Annotated in this window: 1 protein-coding gene and 1 pseudogene; both read right to left on the bottom strand. The window is 44.5% G+C overall.

The window, feature by feature from the left end; translation table 11 throughout:
- A pseudogene (nrdJ, locus tag RMO84_RS02545) lies at positions 1 to 969 on the bottom strand (ribonucleoside-triphosphate reductase, adenosylcobalamin-dependent); the annotation flags it as partial.
- A 609-nt stretch (positions 970 to 1,578) separates the two neighbouring features.
- The coding region (locus RMO84_RS02540; protein WP_310486885.1) for an LAGLIDADG family homing endonuclease at positions 1,579 to 3,686 on the bottom strand (2,108 nt) is incomplete at its 5' end.

The following is a 3,686-nucleotide window of genomic DNA, read 5'->3' as shown; positions in this document are numbered from 1 at the left end:
GAATTCAGCGGTCTGGCGTCGCTGCATCACACCCACCATCATGTCATCGAATGTCGCCTTGTCGATCGGTTCAAACGGCAAACGCGGGAACGTCTGATGGTCGTCGAACCGCGCCAATAGAGCTGCTGAGAAATAACCCTCATCATCCCGAATCGCCTCAAAAATCCGTTTGCCCAGGGCATCTACTTCATTTTCGCGCAATTCGATCGTCGCACTGGTATTGTGACGAACGTAATGCTGCTGGACGCCCATATAGAAATCCATTTGCGCCAAGGCACTAAATTGACCAATTTCGATCGAGTCAGCACCAGGCAGATCCGCCCAGGACACCGCCACGGGAATCTCGATCAACCATTCCGTACAGCGCGGATCGTAGGCATCGTCCAGCAGATTACCATTCTCATCCTTGTCAGATTGGGATGGAATCACGCTATATCCATAGTCGATACAAGCCAAGGCTACAGGGTCATCCTTGCGGAAAGTGATCCGGCGGATGAACCGTTGGGCTTTAGGCGCGTGCCAGCCCGGAGAAGCCCCAGTCAGCAGCGATTTGGTGCCCGATGGTTGGACGGTGGTGCAACGATTGGGGCGTTTGATGCCATGTCGATCGCAATATTCCCACACAGTCTGCTCGACAACTTCGCGCCAAGTATTCAAATACTCGTGCTCTTTTTGCTTGTAAGCAATCCCCGCCGCCGTTGCCGGACGACCTGCCGTCCACCACTGCAACCATTCGGAGCCAAAAGCATGAACGAAGAAGTCAAATAAACCCGTAAATGACACGCCGACGATCGGATCTAGTTCTCGACTATATTGATAGCGCGGTTCTTGGAATTGATGGTTGAGCAATGCCGCAACACTCAAGGCACTAGCAGTGAAAGCATCTTGCTGTTCTTGGTGGTTATTGGGATCGAGTTGGTTCAAATGTACCTCCCCAAGATTGCAGTGGAAGTTAGTACCGAGAATCTCCAATGTTGTTATCCTAAAGGCTTTTTATCCTCTAGTTCTACAGATTCTAAATTCTCTGTAGTTCGGCGTACATTTTCACTTAATTTAAGTTGTTAAGTGCCCCGCACTCTTGGAGGTTTATATTCTGGATCGCTCCAGTTTCATCCTCTACGCTCTACGGTGTTAGAGATTTTTTAATATCTCTAGTTACCTCGGTATTAGCAGGTTAATTAATAACTAATTATTGACAACCATTTCACAGCTTTCACCGATTTTGCAGGGTGTTTAATGTGAGGCAAATTTATCTACCACACGGATTTAGTCCGAACCTAGACATGCGATGTTCTAGTTCGAGTTCTATATCTCGATCGTCGCTAGACGACGCGCAAGCTTCGACAATACTTTTTGTTTCATTATTTATAGTGAATGTCATCTATTTTGCCATATCAAATAATTGACTAGCCAATATAGATGGCTAGCCAATCACAGATGGCTAACCAAATAGATGGCTAGCCAAATAGCTTAACACAAATTGCTTCCTTGCAACTCGATACATTCTTAGCACACAAGGCATATTTATGTACTAAGAGCGTATTTTATGAGTTATGTACTTTGTTCTACATTTATTCTTTATCGATTGCTTTTCTTGGCTGTCAACAACTCTCGCAGATATCCTTTTGCTAGATCTTGGGACTGTCCATAAAGATCGATAAAGTGTTTTTTCTTCTCTGGCGTGTCTAATAGATCGGCATTCGATCGAGCGACAGCTTCACCAGCCCATTGAATCGCACCTTCACCAGAATAATATTGCTTCTGAACGGCAGCAACACACTCTTCTAAAGTGGGTTTGTGATGGAAAACGCGAGTATGGTTGCTCATCCGCAAAGCATCGCGTTCTGGGTCGATTCTCCAGTTGCCATGCTCGTCTTGTTGCCAGAGATTATCTTTGGCAGTTGCACCAAGGGTATCGCCAGCATTAAATTGGCGCATTCCGGCACTATTTGAAACTAGGATTCCTTCACAGACAAATTCATGAATGCTAGCTACTTCGATGTCATAGGTATGAGATGTTCTGACGTCAAATTCTACCGACTCAACTTTAACTGGAATCAGATCGGTTGCTTCAGGAATAAACTTCTTCAGTGTAGGCACGATCATCTGTTCCTGATGATTGCTCCAACCATATTGATAAGTATTTATCAAAGGTCTGACCATTTCTCTTGGAAATCCATGGTCTTTGAAAGATTTAGGACGTTCTTTTTGCTTGTCAGCAAATATTATTGAATGTCGATCGAACATTGATGCAGTATCATCAAATGCTTGTGCGCCAACTGTAACTAACTCACCTTCCCACGTATTATTACGCTTCCGGATTGATGAGCATAAACGAGTGGTGATGCCCAAAGAAGCATAGATAGTCTGAATTTGGCGTAAGAAATCAGCATGAACGGATGCAACCAAGACACCTTGACTGTAACAACCATCAGCATCAGCTAAACCAGCAAGATAAGCTTCACGAATATCTTTAGTACCCAATAAAATACTATCTGGAACTGAAATGCTAGTGAAAGGTTTCTTGAATTGAGATAAGTATTGATTGAGGGCATTGGAATTGAACTGAAGTTCAAAAGCTTTCGCTTTACATTGTTCGGGAGTTCTCAGAGTATGAGTATCCAAACCAAATAACTCGCCGACACTAATTAATTTTTCAAGGATTTGTTGATGGTGTTCGGCAACTCGAAATCTCACCCGCCAGCCATCACTAGCAACCGAACCATCTCCATGTAGATAACCAATGAAGTAGGCAACATCGGGAGTAAGTGCGGGGACGGTAATTCGTTTAGATTGAGGAGCTAGTTCGCCTTTGAATTCTGGTAATTCTGTTGGTGTGCCAGGAATAGCTTGAGGTACGAATACCAATCTGTCATTTGGTTGGAGATCCTTGGCTTTCACCATTTCATACTTGCCATAGACATCCGTGAGGACAGCAACTTTATGATCGGCAGTACATTCAAAGTAACTATCTTGGGTCTTAATCCGACACAATGATTGCTCGCCTTGATCGAAGAAGTTAGTAACGGGATAAAATCCTTTACTAGTTAAAACTCGATCGCCAATCCGAATTTTTTCGATCGGAACTAATCCCGATTCAGCATGTACTAAGGCACCAGCAGGCAAGCAGCGTCTAATATTTCCTGCCACGATCGTGACCGCAGCTTCGTCGATTAAAAGACAACATTCAACTGAGTTTAATTGTCTACCATTTGCCTTATTTAATATCCCCGCACACCGACCATATAGCTCTGGCAACCTCACGGGATTTGCCATGCCACCAAAGCCTTTGAGCTGTTCGCCAGCCGGACGGATATTGCTCAGATCGATCGAGACATTTACTTCGCCATTAAAGCGATCGTCGCTCGATAGTTCTAGTAAGATTTTGTAGGAATTAACCCAACCTTGCCGACTATCGCCGACACGAATAGTAGCTTTATTATCGGCAGTTTCAACCGTACTTAATTCCTGACGACTGGCGATCGGAACGCCACCAATTTCGTTAGTAATTGTGATGTTGAGTTGATTTTTAACGACGGGTAATTTACCAATCAGATCGGGTTCTAAAATTGCCCCCGTACCACAACCCATCATCGCCAAATCCATCATCAGGGCAAAAGCCGACCAGTCACAGACATTTGTGCTCGTGCAATTATAGGCACCAGAAAAATTCTGGGGTTGCTCCA

It is taken from the genome of Chamaesiphon sp. VAR_69_metabat_338, assembly GCF_031423935.1.
GTDB lineage: Bacteria > Cyanobacteriota > Cyanobacteriia > Cyanobacteriales > Chamaesiphonaceae > Chamaesiphon.
Note: the sequence above shows the minus strand (reverse complement) of the source record. Positions and strands in the feature narration are given on the sequence as shown.